The following is a 19724-nucleotide window of genomic DNA, read 5'->3' as shown; positions in this document are numbered from 1 at the left end:
CACCGTGCCGGGCGGGTCCCAAGTGCCATAGGTCCTTCCTTTTTCGCCGGGCCTTTATGCCCTTTCCGGACGCCGGAGAGTTGCCTACGCTGTGGCCTATGACTGACAACACAAACGTACCTGTCCCGGAAATCCTCGATGCGGAAGAGTGCTGGACGCTCCTCGGCCAAACCGGGGTGGGGCGGCTTGCCGTCATCACCGATGGCCATCCCGATGTCTTTCCCGTCAACTACAAGGTGGACGGCCAAACGCTGGTTTTCCGGACCGGCGCCGGCACCAAGCAGCAGGCCATCCAGTCGGACGCCACCGTGGCGCTGGAAGCGGATGCTGTCAGCGCACAGTTCGGCCTGGCCTGGAGCGTCGTGGTCAAAGGCAAGGCTGTTGACACAGCGCCGACAGGACCTGACCTTGATAACATCCGACGGGCCCTGTTTCCCTGGCAGGGCGTTAGGCAGGAGCATTTCATCCGCATCACGCCGGAGTCGGTAACGGGACGGCGCTTCACCGTGAGCGCCCCGCTTTTGTGGCAGACCCCCTTGGACGACGCAACCCGGGCCGGCTTCGAGTAGGCGGGCCGCCACGAGGCACGGGCCAGCAGGCTCCAGGCAGGAGAAACAGTGCGCGCATGGTGGGTGAATGAGCCCGGTGCCGTGTCCACCCATCCGCTGGTACAGGGGATCCGCGCCGCGCCCCGGCCGGCAGCCGGTGAAATCCTGGTGGAAGTAAGCGTCTGCGGCGTTTGCCGCACCGACCTCCACCTCGCTGAGGGAGATCTGCCTCCGCGGCACCCGCAGGTGGTGCCCGGGCACGAAGCAGTCGGCGTCGTCATTGAAACGGGGCCGGACTGCTCCCGCTTCAGGGCCGGTGACAGGGTCGGGGTGGCATGGCTGGGCGGTGTCTGCGGCCGCTGTGACTACTGCCGCCGCGGCGACGAGAACCTGTGCCTCTCGCCGGTGTTCACCGGATGGGACAGGGATGGCGGCTTTGCCGAGCAGATGACTGTCGCAGAGGATTTTGCCTACCCGGTACCCCCGGTCTTCACCGACGAACAAGCCGCCCCGCTGCTCTGTTCCGGGATCATCGGATACCGGGCCCTGAAGCGCGCCGCCCTGCCCGTTGGCGGGCGCCTGGGCATCTACGGCTTCGGCAGCTCTGCGCACATTACGGCCCAGCTTGCCCTCAAGCAGGGCGCCTCCGTGTTCGTGATGACGCGTTCTGAAAATGCCCGGGCGCTCGCACTGGAGTTGGGAGCCGAGTATGCGGGAGACGCGTACGACAGCCCGCCGGTACCGCTCGATGCTGCCATTCTGTTCGCCCCGGTGGGAGGCCTGGTCCCGGTGGCGCTGCGTGCCCTGGACCGTGGCGGGACCTTGGCCATCGCCGGGATCCACCTGAGCGGCATCCCCTCCCTGGATTACGGCAGGGAACTCTTCTTCGAACGCCAGGTGCGCAGCGTGACGGCCAATACCCGGGCCGACGGGCGTGAGTTCCTGGCCCTCGCGGCCCGGCTTTCCCTAGCCATCACCACCACCGCCTATCCGTTCGAGGCTGCGGACAGGGCTTTGGAAGACCTGGCAGCCGACAGGATTACGGGATCCGCCGTCCTCCGGCTCCGGCCGGAGGAAAGTCAGCCGAACAGGACAGCGGCCTCCTGGTAGCGCGCCTCCGGCACCACCTTCAGTGCCCCCAGCGCTTCCTCGAGGCCAACGTTCACGATGTCGGTGCCACGGAGCGACACCATGGTGCCCCATCTTCCTGCCGCCGCTGACTCGACAGCAGCCAGGCCCAGCCTGGTGGCAAGAACACGGTCGAAGGCGGTGGGCTCGCCACCGCGCTGGATGTGGCCCAGGACTGTGGCACGGGTTTCTATGCCGGTCCTTATCTGAAGTTCCCCTTCAAGCAGCAACCCGATGCCTCCCAGGCGCGGTCGTCCGAAAGTATCCAGGCCGCGGGGGGCGTAAGGGGCTGGGTGGCCCTCGGGGGCGAAGGCCTCGGCCACGACGACAAGGGGCGCCCTGCCACGGTCACGGGCGGAAAGTACCCACGAGCAAATTTGGTCCAGGGACACGGGATGCTCAGGCATCAGGATGGCGTGTGCGCCGGAAGCCATTCCCGAATGCAGCGCTATCCAGCCGGCGTTGCGGCCCATGACTTCGGCAACCATGCACCGGTGGTGGGATTCGCCTGTAGTCCGCAAGCGGTCGATGGCCTCGGTGGCAGTCTGGACCGCTGTATCAAAGCCGAACGTGTAGTCCGTGGCGCCGAGGTCATTGTCGATGGTCTTGGGCACCCCCACCACATTGATGCCCTGTCCGCACAGTTCGCGGGCCGCCGCCAAGGTGCCCTCTCCCCCGATGGCAATCAGTCCGTCGAGGCCGTTGCGCTGGACGCAGGCGCGTACGCCGTCGATCCCCTTCCCTACCAGCGGATTGGTCCTGGACGTGCCCAGGATGGTTCCGCCCAGGCGCGAAATCCCCCGGACGCTCGTCCGGGGTAAAGGAACAACGTCCTGTTCCAGGACACCACGCCACCCATCCCGGAATCCCAGGAATTCGTACCCATGCGCAACGTCACCGCCCAGCACGGCTCCCCGGATAACCGCGTTGACTCCCGGGCAGTCACCCCCGCTGGTAAGGATCCCCAGCCGCTTCATGACGCCGCCACCCCGGAAGCCATGGAAGGCAGCGGAAAATGCCGGGTCTCGCCGGGAGGGAGGCCCACGTCCTGGCCACCCACGTGCACTTTGATGGGCCCGGCGTCACCGGGTGCCGAGGCGATGCTCATGTCCCCGTCCTTAAGATGAATGCGAAGGCGGTGTCCCCGGTACAGGACATCAAAGGCAACCGCGCGCAGCCCTGTGGGCAGGTTGGGAGCAAACAGGATGGTGTCGCCGCTAAACCTTAGCCCCGCAAAGCTGCGCTGCACCACGTCGATGGTTCCAGCCATCGCACCCAAATGGATGCCCGCGCGCGTGGTGCCGTGCTGCGTGTCGTCGAGGTCGGCGTCGAGCGCTTCACGGAAGCTGTCCCAGGCCCGGTCGGCGTCAACTCCGGCCAGCACGGAGGCGTGGGCAACGCGGCTCAATGTCGAACCATGGGCGGTCCTGGCAAGGTAGTACTCGATGGTCCGGTTGAGCTGCTCGTGCGTAAACCCGTAGCCCAGGCGTTGCAGGACGGTGAGCAGCCCCTCGTGTCCCAGGAGGTATGGAAGCATCAGGACGTCTGCCTGCTTTGCCAGCTTGTAGCCGTTGGTTTCGTCGTCTTCGGCTTCCAGGATCAGGTCCAGCCGCTCAATGTCACCATAGGTGTCGCGGTAATGTTCCCAGTCGAGCTCCTTCAGCTGCTCGTAGCCCTCAAACTGGCTGATGACCCCGTCTCTGTGAAAGGGCACATACATCGTGGTCCCCAAACGTTCCCACCCGGCCGCTTCCTCATCCGTGACGCCAAGACGGTCCATCAGCCCGGCGCGCTCACTGCCGTGCAGGAATGCCATGATCCCCGCGGCCTGGGAGCAAACCCACGCCGCCATGACGTTCGTGTAGGCATTGTCATTCAACCCTGGTTCGTCGCGGCCGGGATATGCCGTGTGGTATTCATCCGGGCCCACAACGCCACGAACGTGATACCGCGCACCATCCTGGTCGTATGCCGCCAACGAGAAGAAGAAGCGGGCAACCTCAATGACCAGTTCAGCCCCCTTCTGAAGCAGCCAGAGCTTGTCCCCGGTTGCCTGGAAGTACTGCCAGGCGTTGAAGGCGACCGCCAGGCCGGAGTGCACCTGCAGATGCGAGTAGTCCCGGACCCATCTGCCGGACCTGTCGTTGTACAGCCATTTCGGGGTTTCCTCGCTCCCGTCGCTGCCGCTTTGCCAAGGGAACTTTGCTCCCGCCAGCCCGGCCAACGATGCTGCATGCCGTGCGGCGGGAAGCCGCCGCCACCTGTACTCAATGACGGAACGGGCAATATCGGGCGTCCTTGACGTGAGGACAGGCAGGACAAACAGTTCGTCCCAAAAGACGTGGCCGCGGTAGCCCTCGCCGTGGAGTCCGCGCGCAGTGACACCGGCATCCAGTTCGGCGGTGTGGCGCGTCAGCGTCTGCAGGAGATGGAAGATGTGCAGGTTTAGGACCAGGCGTACCTGGACGGGAGCGTCGATCTCCACCAGGAATGGACGGAGTTCCCGCCGCCATGCTTCCTCATGGGCCGCAAGGAGGGCATTGAAATCCCCGCCTGCCCGGTCCAACACTGCGCGGGCGCCCGTTTCCGGGGAAGAGATGGCACGGTCACGGGATGTCACCACGGCTACCGTCTTGGTGATCCGAACTGCGGTACCGGCGTCCAGGGAAAGCAGCAGGGTGCGGAAATGGAAGGCCCCTTTCCTGCCGTCCTCAATGGCCGTTGCTTGGGGAGATACATGGGTCCGGTAGGCTGCGGCGATGCGGATCAGGCTTTGGGTGGTTTCAACTTCGACGACGGAGGCCGCGTCCGGGGGCAGGTCCTGGTCCGCGCACTGCGGGGCCGTCCTGTCAGCCAGATGGACATCGGACCCCTGGGCGCGTTCCGGCAGGTTGGCATTGCGGACACCGGCGTTGATCCCGCTGCGAACCTCCACTGCTCCGCTCCAGCCCAGTGCGGTGACAGTCGTCTCGAGCACCAACAGATGTGGTTCGGCCATGGATACGAAGCGGGTTTGAACCACCTCTATGCGGCGGCCGTCCCCGCCCTTCAACAGCAGGCGGCGCTCCAGCACAGCCCTTTTGAGATCAAGGACCCGGCGTTCGCGGACCGGGGTCATGCCGCCCTCTGACCACCACTCCTGGCCGTCCAGGCGGATATCCAAAGGAAGGCAGTCCGGCGCATTGACCATGTGTTCCTCGAGCAGCATTTCGCCGGCCGCATTCACCATGACGCGGTTGTAGACACCGGCGAGGTACATACCGGCGTAACTGAACGGACCCCCCTCGGGCACGGCTCCGCGGATCCCCATGTACCCGTTGCCCAAGGTGGTCAGTGCTTCCCGGTGTCCCTCGTGCAGGGCATCGAATCCTTCGTAGGCGAGGTGCCAGGCGTTGCCGATGATCAGCCCCAGGTCCAGTTCACCCACGTCATTAAGCACAGTGCCCGCTCCCGCCGCCTCCAGCTGGCGGCGGCTGCCACTGCGATCGATTCCCACCACGAGGCCAAAACCGCCCCGCCGCCCGGCCTCAACGCCTGCAGCGGAGTCCTCAATCACCACGGCATGTGAGGGAGCGACTCCCAGCCTCGCTGCCGCCGCCAGAAAGACATCAGGGGCGGGCTTTCCCTGCATCCCAAGACTTGCCGCAGTGGCTCCGTCCATGACGACGGTGAAGAAGCCCTGGATACCCGCTGCGTCCAGGACAGAGGCCGCATTCCGGCTTGAGGTGACCACGGCCGTTGGAACTCCCGCGCCTGTAAGCCTTTGCAGCAGCTGCAGCGTCCCGGGGTAGCTTTGGACGCCGTCCCGCTCGAGGTGTTCCAGGAACAGTGCGTTCTTCCACCGGCCCAGGCCGAATCCGGTCCAGGCTCCGGCCTCATCCGCCTCCTGGCCTTTCTCGAGATGTACTCCCCTGCTTGCCAGGAACCGCACCACCCCTTCCTCCCGCGGCATGCCGTCGATAAAGGTGAGGTAGTCCGCCCTGCTGAGCGGGGCACGGTTGGTACCAGGGGGAATCCTCGGGTCCTGCAGGATCCGGTCGAACGCGTCCTTCCAGGCGGCCTGGTGGACCAGCGCCGTGTTGGTTACCACCCCGTCCAGGTCGAAAATGACGGCGTCAAAAGGAGGCTTGGCAGCAGCGGCGGTAGGGGACGCGATCATAGGTCAGTGGTACCAGCAAGGAGTCGTCCAGCAAAGGGCCGATGGGCCCGCCGGCGGCTACGCGGTGTCCCTGCCTGCGGATTGCCCCACATGGTTCCACCATGTCAGCGGTGACGTGATGGTGAAGCGCCTGCCGCTGACGGACGTGGGGACGATGCGGACAAAGTGGTCCTTTTCTCCGGCCTGCCAGGGAAACAACGTGAGGCCGGCCCCGGTCAGGAGCTCTTTTGAGGGCTCCAGGATGACTGCCCTGCCTTTCACCAGCACGCTCCATGCCTGGGAATCGTCGTGGCCGTCGGCTTCAAGGGCGACGGCGAGTGGTCCCCCGGCGGCCCGCAGCTTCGTTCCTTCCCCGGTGCGGAAAACAACTGACTGTTGATCCACCTTGTAGTTGACGGGGAAGACTTCCGGATACCCGTCCACCAGGACAGCCAGATGGCCGACGGAGACGCCGCGCAGGAGGTCCCAGCACGTTCCGGCATCCAGGACTTCCGTAGGCGGTTGTGGCGGATCGTTGTGCATATGTGGACGGTACCTGCATGCCGGTCCGCCCCGGTAGAGCATTTGGGCCCGGGCGTGGATCATGGCAAAGAAAAACACCCCGGTCCGAAGACCGGGGTGTTTCACAAGGGTGGGCCGGACATCCTGTGGATGTCCGGCCCGCCGGGGTGGAGATGGGGGGAATTGAACCCCCGTCCGATGTCGTGTTGTCAGGGCTTCTCCGGGCGCAGTTTGCGTCGGATTTTCTCGGCCCCAGCCATGCCGCAAACAGCTGGCTGATCCGGGCCCAGTCATCTAAAAGTCCCGTTTACTCCGATGACGGGAGCAAACAGCAGTGGCTATCTAAATGACGCCAGGATCCGGGGCGATAGCAACCCCGGGCTGACGGACTGTCTTACTGCTTAGGCAGCAAGAGCGAAGTCAGTGCGCTTAGATTCGGCACTTATTGGTTTGCAGAAAGCGTTTACGAGATAATTCTGCATCCTCGGCCCGCTTCACCTGTCGCGACTAACACCGTCGAAACCGATCATCCCCGTATTTTGTTACCAAACCGGCTGGCAAGCCTGCCGGACTATCCATACTAACGCACGCCCTGCCGAAATAATTCCTAGCGCCGGCGGTTGCGCTCGCGCATCTCGCGCTGGGCCTCACGGTTGTCCTGCTGTTCCCGCAGTGTCTGCCGCTTGTCGTACTCACGCTTACCGCGGGCAACGGCGATTTCCACCTTGGCCCGGCCGTCCACAAAGTACAGCTGGAGCGGCACGATGGTGTAGCCGGCTTCCTGGACCTTGCGGGAAATCTTGATGAGCTCCTCGCGGTGCAGCAGCAGCTTACGGCGGCGGCGCGCAGCGTGGTTGGTCCAGCTGCCCTGGTTGTACTCGGGAATGTGGATTGCTTCCATCCACAGTTCGTCGTTGTAGAACGTGCAGAATCCGTCCACCATCGAGGCGTGGCCCTCGCGCAGCGACTTCACCTCGGTGCCCATCAGTGCGATGCCGGCCTCGTAAGTGTCCAGCACGTGATAGTCGTGCCGGGCCTTGCGGTTGGTGGCCACCACCTTACGGCCACTTTCTTTGGGCACGGGAAAACTCCTCGGGTTCAGGTCGGATGCCTCCGGGCCTTCGGCCCGGAGCTATACAAGTCTACGGCAGCGGCGCTTGTGCCCTACAGTAGGCCCATGGGGTCCACAGCCCTGCCGTTGAGCCAGGTTTCGAAGTGGGCGTGGCAGCCGGTGGAGTTGCCGGTGCTGCCCGAGTAGGCGATCAGCTGGCCCTGCGAGACCCTTTGCCCGTTTGAGACCACGATGCTCGAGTTGTGGTAGTAGATGGTGGTCAGGGTGTTGCCCTGCATCACGCCATGATCGATCTTGACGCGCCACCCGCCACCGTCGGCGGAGTTCCACCCGGAGCTGAAGACCTCCCCGGCGGCTGCCGCATACACGGGGGTGCCGCAGGCGGCACCGAAGTCGATGCCGGTGTGCATGTAGCCGCCGGTGCCGTAGAAGTCGATCGTTCCCGGCGGAGTGGTGCGGTACCCAAAGCCGGAAGTGATGGGGATGCTGCCGTCGAAAGGATGGCGGAGGCCAAAGGCCGACGGCGAGCCGGCCGCGGGCGGTACGTACGGCTGGACGGGCGGGGCGGGGCGGTTCGCTGCCGCAGCGGCAGCGGCAGCGGCTGCAGCTGCGGCCTCAGCCTGCCGGCGCTGTTCTGCTTCCCACGCCTCGCGGGCCTTGCGGTCACGTTCAGCAATTTCGTTGGCCACCTGGTTCTGGTTGGCCTGGACGCCGGCGAGCTGCGCCTGGATCCCGGGCTTGGCCGCCTGGAGCTCGGCATCGAGCCGGGTGGTGTCGGCAATCAGCTGGTCAACCTGGGCCTTCTTGGCCGCAGCCTCATCGCGGGCTGCCTTCTCCCGCTCCAGGGCGGCATCTGCCTTGGCCTTAAGGTCCTTGATTTCCGCTTCAACGGCCTGAAGCCGGGCTTCGGAGTTGACGTTGGTGGCATTCTGCTGGCTGAGCTTGTCCATGGCAGCGTTTTGGCTGCGCATGGCCTGGTCCGCGAGGTCCATGGTTTCGGTCAGGCTGCTGCCGCTGTTGGAACCGAAGAAGAGAGACAGGTTGGAGGGAACGCCGCCGGACTTGTAGGCCTGGGTGGCGATCTGCCCGATCAGTTTTTTGGTGTCCGCGATCTTCTGCTTGTCTGTTTCCAGCTGCTGGGTGATCTTGGCTTTGTTCTGCTGGGCCATGTCCACGCGGGCCGACAGGGCTTCGACTTCTTTGACCGCGCCGGCTACCCGACCCTGGGCCTCAAGCAGCGCCTGCTGGGCACCCGGCAACTGGCCCTGGTAGATCACCAGGTCACCGGCAGCTTTGGCAATCCGGGAATCGACAAACTCCAGGGACGCCTGGACACGGGCAGCTTCAGCCTCGAGCGCAGCCTTGCGGTCTTCGAGGTCGTCTGCGAACGCCACAGGAGTCGCAACGGCCATGCCGGCGGAAAGGATGAGGGTGAGCACGCCGCTGACGATCCCCAGACGGCGGGCAGCGGACCGCCCGCGGCTGTGCCGGGGGCGGTGCAAGGTCTGATCAGTTACGTTCATGGGCATTCCTCGGTCGGTGTGCACAGCCTAAACGCGCAAATATCTGCGTAAGGTCAAGAGAGACGAAATTCCTGCCAAGGATCCGCCAAGGACCAGCAGCGCCGGTGCGAGGATCAGGGTCTGGCCGGAGGAGATGAAGGCCGTGTCAGGGTACTGGCGGGACATGTAGTCGCCCAGGAAGAACTGCGCTACTGCCCACAGGGTGCCCGAGGCCAGGGCTGCACCGATGACCGCCGCTATGACGCCCTCGAGGATGAACGGCAACTGGATGACGGTCTTGGATGCACCGACAAGCCGCATGATTCCGGTCTCCCTGCGCCTGCTGAATGCAGAGAGCCTGATGGTGGTGGCGATCAGCAGGATCGCGCAGACGATCATCACACCTGCGATGCCCACTGCCACCAGGGAAGCCCCGTTCATCACCGAGAAGAGGCGTTCGAGCAGCTGGCGCTGGTCAATCACCGTTTCCACGCCCGGTTGGGAGGAGAAGGTCTCGCTGATGATCTGGTACTTCTCCGGGTCCTTCATATTGATCCGGAACGATGCCGGCAACTGGTCCGGCGTCACGGAATCAACGATGGGCGAGTTGGAGAACTGGTCCTTGAAGTGCTTGTAGGCCTCATCCTTGGACTCAAACTGGAAGTCATTGATGTACTGCGCCACGGCCGGTGACTCCAGGAGCGCGTTCAGGCCCTGTTGCTGCTCAGGGGTGACGGGCCCCGAGGCGCAACCCGGCGCCGTCGAACCTTCGCTGCAAAGGAAGATGGCCACCTGGACCTTGTCGTACCAATAGCCCTTCATCTGGTTGATCTGCATCTGCAGCATGCCGGCCGCGCCCACGAACGTGAGGGACACGAACGTGACCAGGATGACTGAGACCACCATGGAAAGGTTGCGGCGCAGGCCGCTGCCGATCTCGGAAAGAATGAATGCGAGCCTCACCGCTGGGCCTCGCCTTCGGCGCCGCTGCCCGGAAGACCGGCGTCGGGCGTTTCCCTGCCGCTGGCGTCCTTCAGGCGCCGTGACTGGCCGACGACGGGGATCATCGAGGTGTACAAGGCCCTGGCTTCGTCGCGGATCACCACGCCATTCTTGAGTTCCACCACCCGCTTGCGCATCTCGTTGACGATATCGTCGTCGTGGGTGGCCATCACCACTGTGGTTCCGTTCTGGTTGATCTTGTCCAGCACGCCCATGATTCCCATGGACGTGGTGGGGTCAAGGTTTCCCGTCGGCTCGTCTGCGAGGAGGATTCCGGGCCGGTTGACAACGGCGCGCGCGATGGCCACGCGCTGCTGCTCGCCGCCGGACAGCTCGTGCGGCATGCGGTGTTCCTTGCCTTCGAGTCCGACTGTTTTGAGGACCTCGGGGACGGTGTCGCGGATCACGCTGCGGCTCTTGCCGATGACCTGCATGGCGAATGCGACATTGGCGAACACGTTCTTCTGCGGCAGGAGCCGGAAGTCCTGGAAGACGACGCCGATGCCGCGCCGGAGGCGGGGAACGCGCCAACTGGAAATCTTGGCGACATTCTGGCCGGCGACGTACACGGCACCGGAGGTGGCGCGGTCTTCCTTCAACACCAGCCGGAGGAAGGTGGACTTCCCGGAACCGGAAGCACCTACGAGGAAGGCGAATTCGCCGCGGTCGATCTCAAGATTGACGGAATCCAGTGCCGGTCGGGCTTTCTGGTCGTAAACCTTGGTGACATTTTCGAATCGGATCATGGCCCTAAGTACCCTGCAGGGCATGGCTGATCCGTCTGATGCAGCCCAGTTCTGCAGCCGGTGCACGGGTTTTCGTTTGGGGAAAGTAGGGCCCCGGCCCCTCGACTATACGCAGGATGGCCGGCGGTTGGGCGGGCTTTCGGGCGCGTGTCGCCGGATCAGCCGGCGGCCAGCCGGGAGGACCCGGGAGGACGGCCTACTTTTCAGCGTTGCGGTTGTCAGTGCGCCAGCGGATGCCCGCGTCGATGAAATCGTCAATCTCGCCATCGAACACCGCGGACGTGTTGCCCACCTCGTGTTCGGTGCGCAGGTCCTTCACCATCTGGTACGGGTTCAGGACGTAGGAGCGCATCTGGTCGCCCCAGGAGGCCTTGACGTCGCCGGCCAGCGCCTTCTTTTCCGCGTCCTCCTGTTCCTTCTTCAGCAGCAGGAGCCGGGACTGCAGCACGCGCATGGCAGCTGCGCGGTTCTGCAGCTGCGATTTCTCGTTCTGCATGGAGACCACGGTGCCGGTGGGGATGTGGGTGAGGCGGACGGCAGAGTCCGTGGTGTTGACCGACTGGCCGCCCGGGCCGGAGGAACGGAATACGTCCACCCTGATTTCGTTGTCCGGGATCTCGATCGAGTCTGTCTGCTCGATCAGCGGAATGACTTCAACGGCCGCGAACGACGTCTGGCGGCGTCCCTGGTTGTCAAACGGGCTGATTCTGACAAGGCGGTGGGTGCCGGCTTCCACACTGAGCGTGCCGTACGCATACGGCGCCTTCACCTCAAAAGTGGCTGATTTCAGTCCGGCTTCCTCCGCGTACGAGGTGTCCATGACCGTGGTGGGGTAGCCGTGCCGCTCAGCCCAGCGGAGGTACATGCGCATGAGCATTTCGGCGAAGTCCGCCGCGTCCACGCCGCCCGCACCGGCCCTGATGGAGACCACAGCTTCGCGTTCGTCGTATTCGCCGGACAGCAGGGTGACCACTTCCAGGTCCTTGAGGGCCTTCTTGATGGACTCGAGTTCGGCAGCGGCCTCCCCCATCGAGTCGGCGTCGTCCTCGTCCTGCCCGAGTTCCACCAGGACCTCGAGGTCGTCGATCCGGGACTCCAGGTTGGTGAGGCGCTCCAGTTCAGACTGGCGGTGGGACAGCCGGGAAGTGACTTTCTGCGCGGCCGCGGGATCGTCCCAAAGGTTTGGCTCCCCCGCCCGCTCGCTGAGTTCGGCGATGTCTTCCTTGAGCGCCTCCACGTCGGTGACGCGTTCGATGGACTCGTAGGTGGCGCGGAGCGCGCGGATTTCAGCGGAAAAATCAATATTGGCCATGGTGGTTTAAGCCTACGCTATCGGGGGATACCGGCGGCCTCGGCGGCCTGCGTCCTACCGGGCCAACCGCGAGCGCGCGGTTGACGTCGCCTCAATGGGGATGCCGTCGGGTATCAGGAAATTCACCACAGGCGGGTGGACGTCCGCTGTGAGGACCACGACGGCGGTGGAACCGTCCGGCGTACCCGTTGCCCCCGCAACGGCAAGGCTGGAGAAACGTTGCGACGCAGGGCTCCTGGCAACGAAGTCGGCGGCCACGTTCCGGACGCGGGCCGGGTTGAGGACTGCCGAGGGGCTGCCGCCCTGTGATGAGACTTCCCCCAGCGTGTAGCTGTCGGCAGCAGCAAGCGATGCCCCGTCCGCCAGGGACAGCAGGCGCTTGTGCTCCAGATAGACGGCGGATATTCCGATGACCACCGTCGCCACCAGGAGCGCCAGGACCACGTAGCCGAGGATCATAACCATCAACTGGCCGTTCTCGTCCGGTTCCCTGCGCTTCACCGGTACCGCCCTACCAGCTGGGAGGATGACGCTTGAACCTCTGTGGCGGACAGCCCCTCGGCAAAGGGGATGAACGGCAGCGGCACACTCAGGCTCACCGTCACTGTTACCGTACTGCCCGCCGCCTGGCAGCCTGCGGGGCTGCAGGCGGTGGTCATGCTGGCCCGGTCCGCCTGGTGACCGAAATCCGAGAGGGCGAGTGCCACCGCCTGCTCGGCTGCAGCCTGGGCGGTTGAGGCATCAGGCTGGGCCACGTAGACCTTCGCTGCCTGGTCCGCGGCGCCCACCACGGCGAAGGAGCCTCCCTGGATCTGCCCGACGGTGATCACGAAGTACACCAGCGGAACCATCAGCAGGAGTGCAAGGAACGTAAATTCGACCACTGCGCTTCCCTGTTCATGGGCCGGGCCCGGCTGGTTCCCGCCTTCCCTGCGGGCGGGCGCGGACTCCTGGGATGGGTTCCCCGGGCCGGTGTCCCCGGGCCGCTCCCGGCAGAGTGCTTCTGCCAGCCGGGTCCGGAAGTGCAGGTGCGCCTTGGCGCCCAGTACGGGGTGGTAGCCGGGCGTTGTTTTCCGGGTGAATGGGTCAGGGCTGGACAGCTGCATGCCCTTTCACCTCCAGCAGGTCCCGCGGTCCAATGAGACCAATGACAGGCATGGGAGAGCGGACCGTGACTTCCAGGGTGCGCATGCCGCTGACGTTCACTTCCTTGGAACTGATTTGTTCCGCGAAGCCCGGGTTGAGGGCCAGGCTTATGAGGCTGCGGGTCCGTTCTTCGGCGTCGGAGGCATTGCGGTCAGCGAGGGTTCCGTATCGCGCCCCGGACGCGGCAGCATCGATGAGGGTGTTCCTGACGTGGAGGACCAGGGTCAGCTGGACTATCGCCAGGAAGAACATCGTCAGCAGCCCGCCGACCAGGACGAAGTCCACCACGGCCGATCCCCGCTCGCCTGCCCGGGACAGCGCCGGCTGCTCAGCCGTGCGGGGAGCAGCCCTCCTCATGGTTCAGTTCCCCACCTTGTCCATTGCCTGGTTGAACATGGCCTCAAGTGCAGGGCCTGCGAGCGCCAGCAGGGCTGCCACCAGAACCGCTGACATTAACGTAATCATCACCCAGCCCGGTACGTCGCCGCGCTCCGGATGATCGCATGCGGGTGCCGGCGCCTCCCGGCCGTGATCGGAACCGACGTTGCACTGTGCGGCCTGACGCGGGTGCGGGCGAACAGCCCGGATCATCTGGAGCTGCAGCAAGGCGGCCAGGGACAGAAACAGCGTCGCCCAGCGGATTCCCATGGTTTTCATCTTTGCGTCCTATTCCTGTTTCGGTGAGGGGACTTGCAGGTGTTGCTGAAATGCGGGCTTCGGGTTGTACTCATCGTCAGAAGCCCAGGTTGATCGCCGCGAGACCGGGAAACACCGCGAATACCACCGTCAGGGGAAGCACTCCGAATACCAGCGGCACCATCATGGCGATTTCCTTTTTCCCTGCGGCTTCCATGAGGTCGCGCTTCGCTGAATCGCGTACGTCCTGCGCCTGGGCGCGGAGCACGTCTGCGAGGGGTGTCCCCCGTTCCACCGCTACGATGATGCCGTCGACGAACCTGACCAGCGGTGCAAGATCGGTGCGCGCGGAGAACTCCTGCAGGGCCAGGACCAAGGGCTTGCCTGCCCTTGTCTCCGCGAGGATCTTCGAGAATTCCTTGGACAGTTCGCCCTTCGCACTTCTGCAGACCCGGTCCAGGGCGCCCGTCGCACTCTCCCCTGCGCCGACCGCCAGGGCCATCAGTTCGGCAAGGCTGGGGAATTCTGCCATAATCCGGGTTTCCCGTCGTCGGACCTGGACGCCGAGCCAGTAGTCGCGCAGCACAAAGCCCGCTGCAGCACTGCCAATGATCACCGCGGCCGCGAGGAAAGGGCTGAACCTGCCCGCTGCGGCACCAATGAGGACGACGGTGAGGGCGAATACGAAACCGGCCGCGGCCCACAGCAACTGCTCGGCGCGGAAGTCGATGGGTGACTTGTTGTTTCCAGCCTGGGCAAGGCGCCGCGTGGTGGCGCCGGGCGAGGGGTTGAGTTTTCCCAGGGCGGACAGCCAGTCACGGAAGACGGGACGGAGGATCCGTTCAAGAGGGCCGAATGGCGTCACGTTCTGCTCACCGGCGCGCAGAAGTCGCGACTCCAGGTTCTGCGACTTCAGTTGGGGCTCAATCCGATCCGACAGCCTCAAGGGGCGCATTGGAGGGGACCGGAAAATCACAAGCCACAAACCGAGGCCAAGGCCGATTCCACAAGCCAAGGCTGCAGGAGAAGGGACAATCATCGGAGCACCCTTTCGTCCTGCGGCAGCGCCCCGATCTTCAACATGATCGTGTAGCAAACCAAAGAGACCACCAAGCCCCCGAGCAGTACTGCGGCACCCATGGGAGTGTTGTACGCCTGGATTGCCTCGGGCCTTGTCGCGAGGAGGATCATCACGATCCACGGCGCAGCAACGGCGAGCCGGGCGGCATTGATGGTCCAGGACTGCCTCGCCTCGAGCTCGCTGCGGGTCCGTGCGTTTTCCCGCAGGAATTCAGCCAGTGTGCCCAGGAGCTTCCCCAGGTCGGAGCCCCCTACTTCGCGCGTCAACCGGAGTGCTTCGATGATGCGGTCAGCAACCGGATCGGCCAGCCGCTGTTTCAGCGTGTTCAGAGAACCATCGAACTGGCCGCCGGCGCGGTAGTCGGCACCGAACTCGCGAAACAGGGGCCGCAGTTCCTCGGGCCCCTTGTCCCCAAGTTGGATGAGGGCCTCCGGCAGGGGCAGGCCTGCCCGGATTGCAGACCGCAAGTGATCGACGACGTCGGGCCAGAGTTGGCGCAGCATTGCCGTCCGTTTCCTGGCCCGCCAGCGGAGTATGGTGATCGGCAGCCACGCTCCGAAGAGCCCGAAACAGCCGGCGATAGGCCAGGAGCGGCTAAGCGCGTAAAAGAGCAGTGCCACAAAGATCCCCAGCCCAAGGCACGTCCCCAGAAGACCGCGCGCAGAGACTTTGTCGACCCCGGCGGCCGCGAGCAGGTCAGCCAGTCGACCGGGCCTACGCTCGCGGTGACCACGGTTTGGCGTTTCCCAGCAGGACCACCAGATGAGGAAGAGGCCAACCCCGGCGAGCGTTCCCACCAGCGTGGCCGTCATCGCGGATCCAGCAGAGCGGCGACGTCGTACCCGGCCCTCGAGAATTTCTCTGCCGAAGGCATGGCATTGGCGCGGGGGTGCAGGGCGCCGTCCTCCAGGCCAAAGACCAGGGATGATTCGATAACGCCGTTCTCCACGCGACGGCCCAGCGACAGGATCTGCGTGACTTGCCGCCGTCCTTCAGGGTGCCTGCTGCAGTGCACGACGAGATCGATGCAGGACGCGACAGTGGGAACAACGAAAGCACTGGAAATGTTCTCGCCCGCCAAGAGCGGGAGCGTGCATATCTTGGTGACTGCATCATGTGCCGAGTTCGCGTGGACGGTACACATTCCCGGAAGGCCCGAGTTCAGGGCAATGAGCATGTCCAGGCTTTCGGCTTCGCGCACCTCCCCCACCACCAGCCTGTCCGGACGCATCCGCAGCGCTTCCTTTACCAGGCGCCGGAGGGGAATTTCGCCCTCGCCTTCGAGATTCGGTTGACGGCACTGGAGGCCCACAACATCCCGGAGGGGAAACTGGAGCTCGAAGATCTCCTCGACGGTGATGACCCGTTCCCGGCTTCCGATGCTCGCGGCCAGGCAATTCAGCATGGTGGTCTTACCTGCCTGGGTTGCTCCGGACACGAGGATGTTGAGGCCGCTGGACACCGCAGCGCCGAGAAAGCGTGCTGCTTGCGGCGTCAGCGTGCCCAACTCCACCAAATGTTCCAAGCGGCTGGCCTTCACTACGAACTTGCGAATGTTCACTGCCCAGTGACGGCGGGTGACATCTGGAATCACCACGTGCAGCCTTGAGCCGTCCGGCAGCGCGGCATCGACGAACGGGGATGACATATCCAGTCTTCGGCCGGAGCTTTTGAGCATGCGCTCCACGAGATCGCGCACCTGCTGTTCCGTGAGGCTCAGCGACGTCAGCTCAGACTCGCCGTTGCGCGCCACGTAGATTTCGTTGGGTGCGTTAAGCCAGATTTCCTCGATCGACGGGTCATCGAGGAGCGGTTGGAGTACGCCGAACCCGGCGACGGCGTCGAAGAGGAACCGGCGGGCCGCATCAAGCGGGCCGAGGGGCGGCAGGGGCCCCATCAAAGTCCGTTCGTCGTAATCCGTGACGGCTGCTTCGACCAACCGCCGGACCTCGCCTGCCTGCCTGAGCGGGTCCAGTCCACGGCGGCGGATGAGCTCGCGGACTTCGTCCTCGACAATTCCCAGCGCGTCCATATGTTCCCCCATACAACTGCCGCCCCCGGTGGAGGCAGTGCGACTGGGCTACAGCCTAGGGAGCTTGCCCGGCGGCAACAAGTCATCCTCCGGCTGTGTGGATAACTGACAAACCTCAAGATTGTCTCCAGTAGGCCTCAGGATTGAATCGGCATGACCACAGGATTCACATAAGTAACATCAGAATCACTGGTTCCGCTGGTAACACGGGTGCTATGGTGAGCGCGTTATTTATCGAAATAGCACTATCAGGTGCCTTCCTGGGGGAATTCACCTGAGCAGTATCCAAAGAGGCGCTCGGGGGAGCGCCCCATTGTCTCCGGAGCACATATGAAGCGGAACCTGTCTCAGTCCCGTCGCCCAGTCCTGAAGTCTTTTGGGCTCGTAATACTTGCCTGCTCCTTGGTAGCAGGACCAGGTCTGAGCGGAGCCGCCTCTGCCTCGGAAGTGACGCCGGCCCCGGTCCCCTCGACTGCCCCCGCTCCAAGTTCGAGCGTGACCGCCGCCCCGAATCCGGCGCCGACGTCGATGGCCTCTTCACCGGCATCTGTGCCCTTGCCTACGACGTCACCGAGCCCCACTCCTTCCCCGCAGACCATGGCCCAAGCCATTGGCCCGGGCGGAGCTGAGATGGGGCAGCGCTCGGCAAGAGTCGCTGCAACCACCTCCGGCGCGGCCGGGAGGCTTAGCACCGAAATGCTGACCGCACAAGGCACCTGGATGCCCTCGTTTGGTGTGCAGGGGCTTGACGTCAGCGGGCACCAGACAGGCGTCGACTGGCAGCAGCAATGGAACATGGGTGCCAGATTCGCGTATGTAAAGGCTTCAGAAGGCAACTACTTCACCAATGATCTGTTCAACTCCCAGTACCAGGGAGCGCGGAACGTCGGCATGATCCGTGGCGCCTACCACTTCGCCATTCCCAACTGGTCCTCAGGCGCGGACCAGGCACGCTACTTCGTGAATAACGGCGGCGGATGGTCAGCCGACGGCTACACAATGCCGCCCGTGTTGGACTTCGAGTTCAATCCATATGCAGGCAGAACGATCAACGGCTTCTACTTCGGCAATACCTGCTACGACATGTCCGGAAGCCAACTCGCTTCCTGGGTTCGGGACTTTGGCAACACCATGCTCTCGCTGACAGGCCGCCTGCCGGTGATCTACACCAACACGAGCTGGTGGAACCAATGTCTAGGGAGCCAGACCGGCTTTGGGGACTATCCACTGTGGGTCGCCGCGTATCCTAGCTCACCCAGCGACAATGCGGGCGCCGTCCCTGCAAGCTGGAGCACGTACAGCATGTGGCAATACAGCAGCACCGGGCCACTCGCAGGCGATTCAAATGTATGGAACGGCGACTACGCGTCCCTCCAGCGCTTTGCGGGCGCTGCCCTTCCAACTGGCAACTACGATGAGCTGTCCGTAAGCCGGAATGGCACCCAGGTTTCCCTCCGGGCCCGGGGGTGGTCTGTGGACTTGGCGAATAAAGCTGTTTCCAACCAGACGCACGTCTATGTAACAGCGCCGGACGGGACCACAACAGGTTACCCGTGGACTGCCAACACCTCCCGTCCAGACGTTGACCAAGTCTTCGGATACGGCCCTTCACATGGTTTTGACGGTCTCATACCGATCAGCAAATCCGGAACCTACACGGCCTGCGCCTATTCCATCGGCACTTTCGCCAATACGCCACTTGGCTGTAAAAGCGTTACTGCCACCGGAGTCGAGACGTCTATCGGCAACTTCGACAGCCTGGGACAGGTCCGCGGTACAGACAAGGTCTCGCTCCAGCTGAAGGGCTGGGCAGTGGACCTTGCAGATCCGAGTGCTTCCACCTATGCCGACACTTATGTTACTGCTCCTAACGGAACTACCACCGGTTACCGGATGACTGCCAATGTCCCGCGGCCCGATGTGCAGTCGGTTACCGGTCTGGCGGGAAACCACGGTTTCGACTACCAGGTTCCCGTCACCGCACCGGGTGCCTATCAGGCGTGCACGTATGCGATAGGCCGGAACGCAAACCGACCTCTTGGCTGCCAAACCGTGACCGTCGGGGCAAGCCCATCTCCCATGGGAAGCTACGACTCTGCGTCTATAAGTCTGACTGCAAACGCGGCAAACCTGCAAGCTACTGGTTGGGCATTGGATCCCAACCAACCTGAAACCAGCATCCCCGTCAGCGTCTACATCTCGGCAAAAGATGGAGCGGCGGTGACCACCCCCGTTACGAGCACTGCCACAGCGAATCTGAAGAGGCCGGACGTTAACAGTGCCCTTGCTACTATAGGTGATCATGGATTCCAGGTGAATCTTCCAATCACGTCCACTGGCAGCTATTCCGTGTGCGTTCAAGCGGTCGCAGTAGCACCCTTGTCGAGCGGCCCCACGCTACTCGGCTGCCGCACAATTTCGGTATCGTCCACTCCGCCCACGATGGGATCGTTGGACAGTGCCAGCATCCAGGTTTCAAACGGTCAAGCAACAATAACCACTCAAGGCTGGACTCTGGACCCGGCTCTGCCCGGCATATCCAATCCCGTCCACGTCTATATCAAGTATCCGGACGGGAGCACGAGAGGTTACCCCTTTACTGCAAATCTCAAGCGGCCTGATGTAAACAATGTTCTTAAGACTGTAGGCGACCACGGCTACCTTTCGTCAGTTCCCATTTCGGCACGGGGACAGTACAGCGTCTGCACGTATGGAGTTGCATTGTCTGTTTTCTCTGCTTACAACTCTCAGCTGGGGTGCCGGTCCCTTACGTACTGAACCGACAAGTGGATAGAGCCCGGGATTAGGGAGGAACACGACGTGACGCGGTCCCATCCGGGTGGTGGAGCCGGGTGAAGA

At 63.7% G+C, this 19724-nt stretch carries 19 protein-coding genes and 1 other RNA gene; 3 read left to right on the top strand and 17 right to left on the bottom strand.

From position 1 onward, the window contains the following. Positions 1-98: 98 nt before the first annotated feature. On the top strand, positions 99-569 hold the full coding sequence (locus ACWRN3_RS05780) for a pyridoxamine 5'-phosphate oxidase family protein (protein WP_476740097.1): 471 nt from the start codon (positions 99-101) through the stop codon (positions 567-569). 48 nt (positions 570-617) lie between these two features. Then, positions 618-1658: a zinc-dependent alcohol dehydrogenase family protein gene (locus tag ACWRN3_RS05775; protein WP_476740096.1), complete on the top strand. Its 1041-nt coding sequence runs from the start codon at positions 618-620 to the stop codon at positions 1656-1658. On the opposite strand, the gene ACWRN3_RS05770 is transcribed toward ACWRN3_RS05775, so the two are convergent. The 17 genes from ACWRN3_RS05770 to ACWRN3_RS05690 form a co-directional block, all read right to left on the bottom strand. Further along, positions 1628-2653: an ATP-dependent 6-phosphofructokinase gene (locus ACWRN3_RS05770; protein ID WP_255172624.1), complete on the bottom strand. Its 1026-nt coding sequence runs from the start codon at positions 2651-2653 to the stop codon at positions 1628-1630. The two genes, ACWRN3_RS05775 and ACWRN3_RS05770, sit on opposite strands and share 31 nt — an antisense overlap. Further along, the gene (locus tag ACWRN3_RS05765) at positions 2650-5835 is read right to left on the bottom strand and encodes an HAD-IA family hydrolase (RefSeq protein WP_476740095.1); all 3186 of its coding nucleotides are present in this window, start codon (positions 5833-5835) and stop codon (positions 2650-2652) included. The genes ACWRN3_RS05770 and ACWRN3_RS05765 overlap by 4 nt, the downstream gene beginning before the upstream one ends. Positions 5836-5892: 57 nt before the next feature. Then, complete coding sequence (locus tag ACWRN3_RS05760; RefSeq protein ID WP_255172626.1) at positions 5893-6357, bottom strand: pyridoxamine 5'-phosphate oxidase family protein; 465 nt, start codon at positions 6355-6357, stop codon at positions 5893-5895. 144 nt (positions 6358-6501) lie between these two features. Then, positions 6502-6870, bottom strand: a transfer-messenger RNA (tmRNA) gene (gene ssrA / locus ACWRN3_RS05755). 73 nt (positions 6871-6943) lie between these two features. Further along, complete coding sequence (gene smpB / locus ACWRN3_RS05750; protein ID WP_043453530.1) at positions 6944-7417, bottom strand: SsrA-binding protein SmpB; 474 nt, start codon at positions 7415-7417, stop codon at positions 6944-6946. An 83-nt stretch (positions 7418-7500) separates the two neighbouring features. Continuing rightward, positions 7501-8931, bottom strand: coding sequence for a M23 family metallopeptidase (locus tag ACWRN3_RS05745; RefSeq protein ID WP_255172627.1), 1431 nt, complete (start codon positions 8929-8931; stop codon positions 7501-7503). Positions 8932-8958: 27 nt separating this feature from the next. After that, a complete protein-coding gene (gene ftsX, locus ACWRN3_RS05740; protein WP_224026502.1) occupies positions 8959-9873 on the bottom strand; it encodes a permease-like cell division protein FtsX in 915 nt (304 codons plus the stop codon). Next, positions 9870-10658, bottom strand: a complete 789-nt coding sequence (ftsE, locus tag ACWRN3_RS05735; RefSeq protein WP_255172629.1) for a cell division ATP-binding protein FtsE — start codon at positions 10656-10658, stop codon at positions 9870-9872. Before ftsE ends, ftsX begins: the two co-directional genes overlap by 4 nt. 196 nt (positions 10659-10854) lie before the next feature. Next, on the bottom strand, positions 10855-11970 hold the full coding sequence (gene prfB / locus ACWRN3_RS05730; protein WP_159631592.1) for a peptide chain release factor 2: 1116 nt from the start codon (positions 11968-11970) through the stop codon (positions 10855-10857). A 54-nt stretch (positions 11971-12024) separates the two neighbouring features. After that, complete coding sequence (locus ACWRN3_RS05725; protein WP_476740094.1) at positions 12025-12471, bottom strand: pilus assembly protein TadG-related protein; 447 nt, start codon at positions 12469-12471, stop codon at positions 12025-12027. Beyond that, entirely contained in the window at positions 12468-13076 is a 609-nt protein-coding gene (locus tag ACWRN3_RS05720; protein ID WP_476740093.1) for a hypothetical protein, read from the bottom strand. Before ACWRN3_RS05720 ends, ACWRN3_RS05725 begins: the two co-directional genes overlap by 4 nt. Then, positions 13057-13473: a TadE family protein gene (locus tag ACWRN3_RS05715; protein WP_255172633.1), complete on the bottom strand. Its 417-nt coding sequence runs from the start codon at positions 13471-13473 to the stop codon at positions 13057-13059. The genes ACWRN3_RS05720 and ACWRN3_RS05715 overlap by 20 nt, the downstream gene beginning before the upstream one ends. A gap of 3 nt (positions 13474-13476) precedes the next feature. Further along, positions 13477-13773 carry a hypothetical protein gene (locus tag ACWRN3_RS05710; protein WP_324642353.1) on the bottom strand — a complete coding sequence of 99 codons (297 nt, stop codon included), beginning with the start codon at positions 13771-13773 and terminating at the stop codon, positions 13477-13479. A gap of 76 nt (positions 13774-13849) precedes the next feature. Further along, a complete protein-coding gene (locus ACWRN3_RS05705; protein ID WP_476740092.1) occupies positions 13850-14791 on the bottom strand; it encodes a type II secretion system F family protein in 942 nt (313 codons plus the stop codon). Then, entirely contained in the window at positions 14788-15645 is an 858-nt protein-coding gene (locus ACWRN3_RS05700) for a type II secretion system F family protein (protein ID WP_324642357.1), read from the bottom strand. Before ACWRN3_RS05700 ends, ACWRN3_RS05705 begins: the two co-directional genes overlap by 4 nt. Continuing rightward, positions 15642-16865, bottom strand: a complete 1224-nt coding sequence (locus tag ACWRN3_RS05695) for a CpaF family protein (protein WP_476740091.1) — start codon at positions 16863-16865, stop codon at positions 15642-15644. The genes ACWRN3_RS05700 and ACWRN3_RS05695 overlap by 4 nt, the downstream gene beginning before the upstream one ends. Before the next feature lie 347 nt (positions 16866-17212). Beyond that, positions 17213-17464, bottom strand: coding sequence for a hypothetical protein (locus ACWRN3_RS05690; protein ID WP_476740090.1), 252 nt, complete (start codon positions 17462-17464; stop codon positions 17213-17215). A gap of 121 nt (positions 17465-17585) precedes the next feature. Here ACWRN3_RS05690 and ACWRN3_RS05685 point away from each other — a divergent pair, with 121 nt between their 5' ends. Continuing rightward, positions 17586-19643 (top strand): GH25 family lysozyme, encoded by a 2058-nt coding sequence (locus ACWRN3_RS05685; RefSeq protein ID WP_476740188.1) that lies wholly within the window; start codon positions 17586-17588, stop codon positions 19641-19643. Positions 19644-19724 lie beyond the last annotated feature (81 nt).

The organism is Pseudarthrobacter sp. rb (assembly GCF_056389225.1).
This window is presented reverse-complemented; position numbering and strand designations above follow the sequence as displayed.

Coding starts and splice junctions, on each gene's coding strand:
- ACWRN3_RS05700 (WP_324642357.1), bottom strand. CDS start 15,645: ATGACGGCCACGCTGGTGGGAACGCTCGCCGGGGTTGGCCTCTTCCTC.
- ftsE (WP_255172629.1), bottom strand. CDS start 10,658: ATGATCCGATTCGAAAATGTCACCAAGGTTTACGACCAGAAAGCCCGA.
- ACWRN3_RS05720 (WP_476740093.1), bottom strand. CDS start 13,076: ATGCAGCTGTCCAGCCCTGACCCATTCACCCGGAAAACAACGCCCGGC.
- ACWRN3_RS05710 (WP_324642353.1), bottom strand. CDS start 13,773: ATGAAAACCATGGGAATCCGCTGGGCGACGCTGTTTCTGTCCCTGGCC.
- ACWRN3_RS05770 (WP_255172624.1), bottom strand. CDS start 2,653: ATGAAGCGGCTGGGGATCCTTACCAGCGGGGGTGACTGCCCGGGAGTC.
- ACWRN3_RS05760 (WP_255172626.1), bottom strand. CDS start 6,357: ATGCACAACGATCCGCCACAACCGCCTACGGAAGTCCTGGATGCCGGA.
- prfB (WP_159631592.1), bottom strand. CDS start 11,970: ATGGCCAATATTGATTTTTCCGCTGAAATCCGCGCGCTCCGCGCCACC.
- ACWRN3_RS05715 (WP_255172633.1), bottom strand. CDS start 13,473: ATGAGGAGGGCTGCTCCCCGCACGGCTGAGCAGCCGGCGCTGTCCCGG.
- ACWRN3_RS05705 (WP_476740092.1), bottom strand. CDS start 14,791: ATGATTGTCCCTTCTCCTGCAGCCTTGGCTTGTGGAATCGGCCTTGGC.
- ACWRN3_RS05745 (WP_255172627.1), bottom strand. CDS start 8,931: ATGAACGTAACTGATCAGACCTTGCACCGCCCCCGGCACAGCCGCGGG.
- ACWRN3_RS05685 (WP_476740188.1), top strand. CDS start 17,586: ATGCCCTCGTTTGGTGTGCAGGGGCTTGACGTCAGCGGGCACCAGACA.
- ACWRN3_RS05765 (WP_476740095.1), bottom strand. CDS start 5,835: ATGATCGCGTCCCCTACCGCCGCTGCTGCCAAGCCTCCTTTTGACGCC.
- ACWRN3_RS05780 (WP_476740097.1), top strand. CDS start 99: ATGACTGACAACACAAACGTACCTGTCCCGGAAATCCTCGATGCGGAA.
- ACWRN3_RS05695 (WP_476740091.1), bottom strand. CDS start 16,865: ATGGACGCGCTGGGAATTGTCGAGGACGAAGTCCGCGAGCTCATCCGC.
- ACWRN3_RS05690 (WP_476740090.1), bottom strand. CDS start 17,464: ATGGTCTGCGGGGAAGGAGTGGGGCTCGGTGACGTCGTAGGCAAGGGC.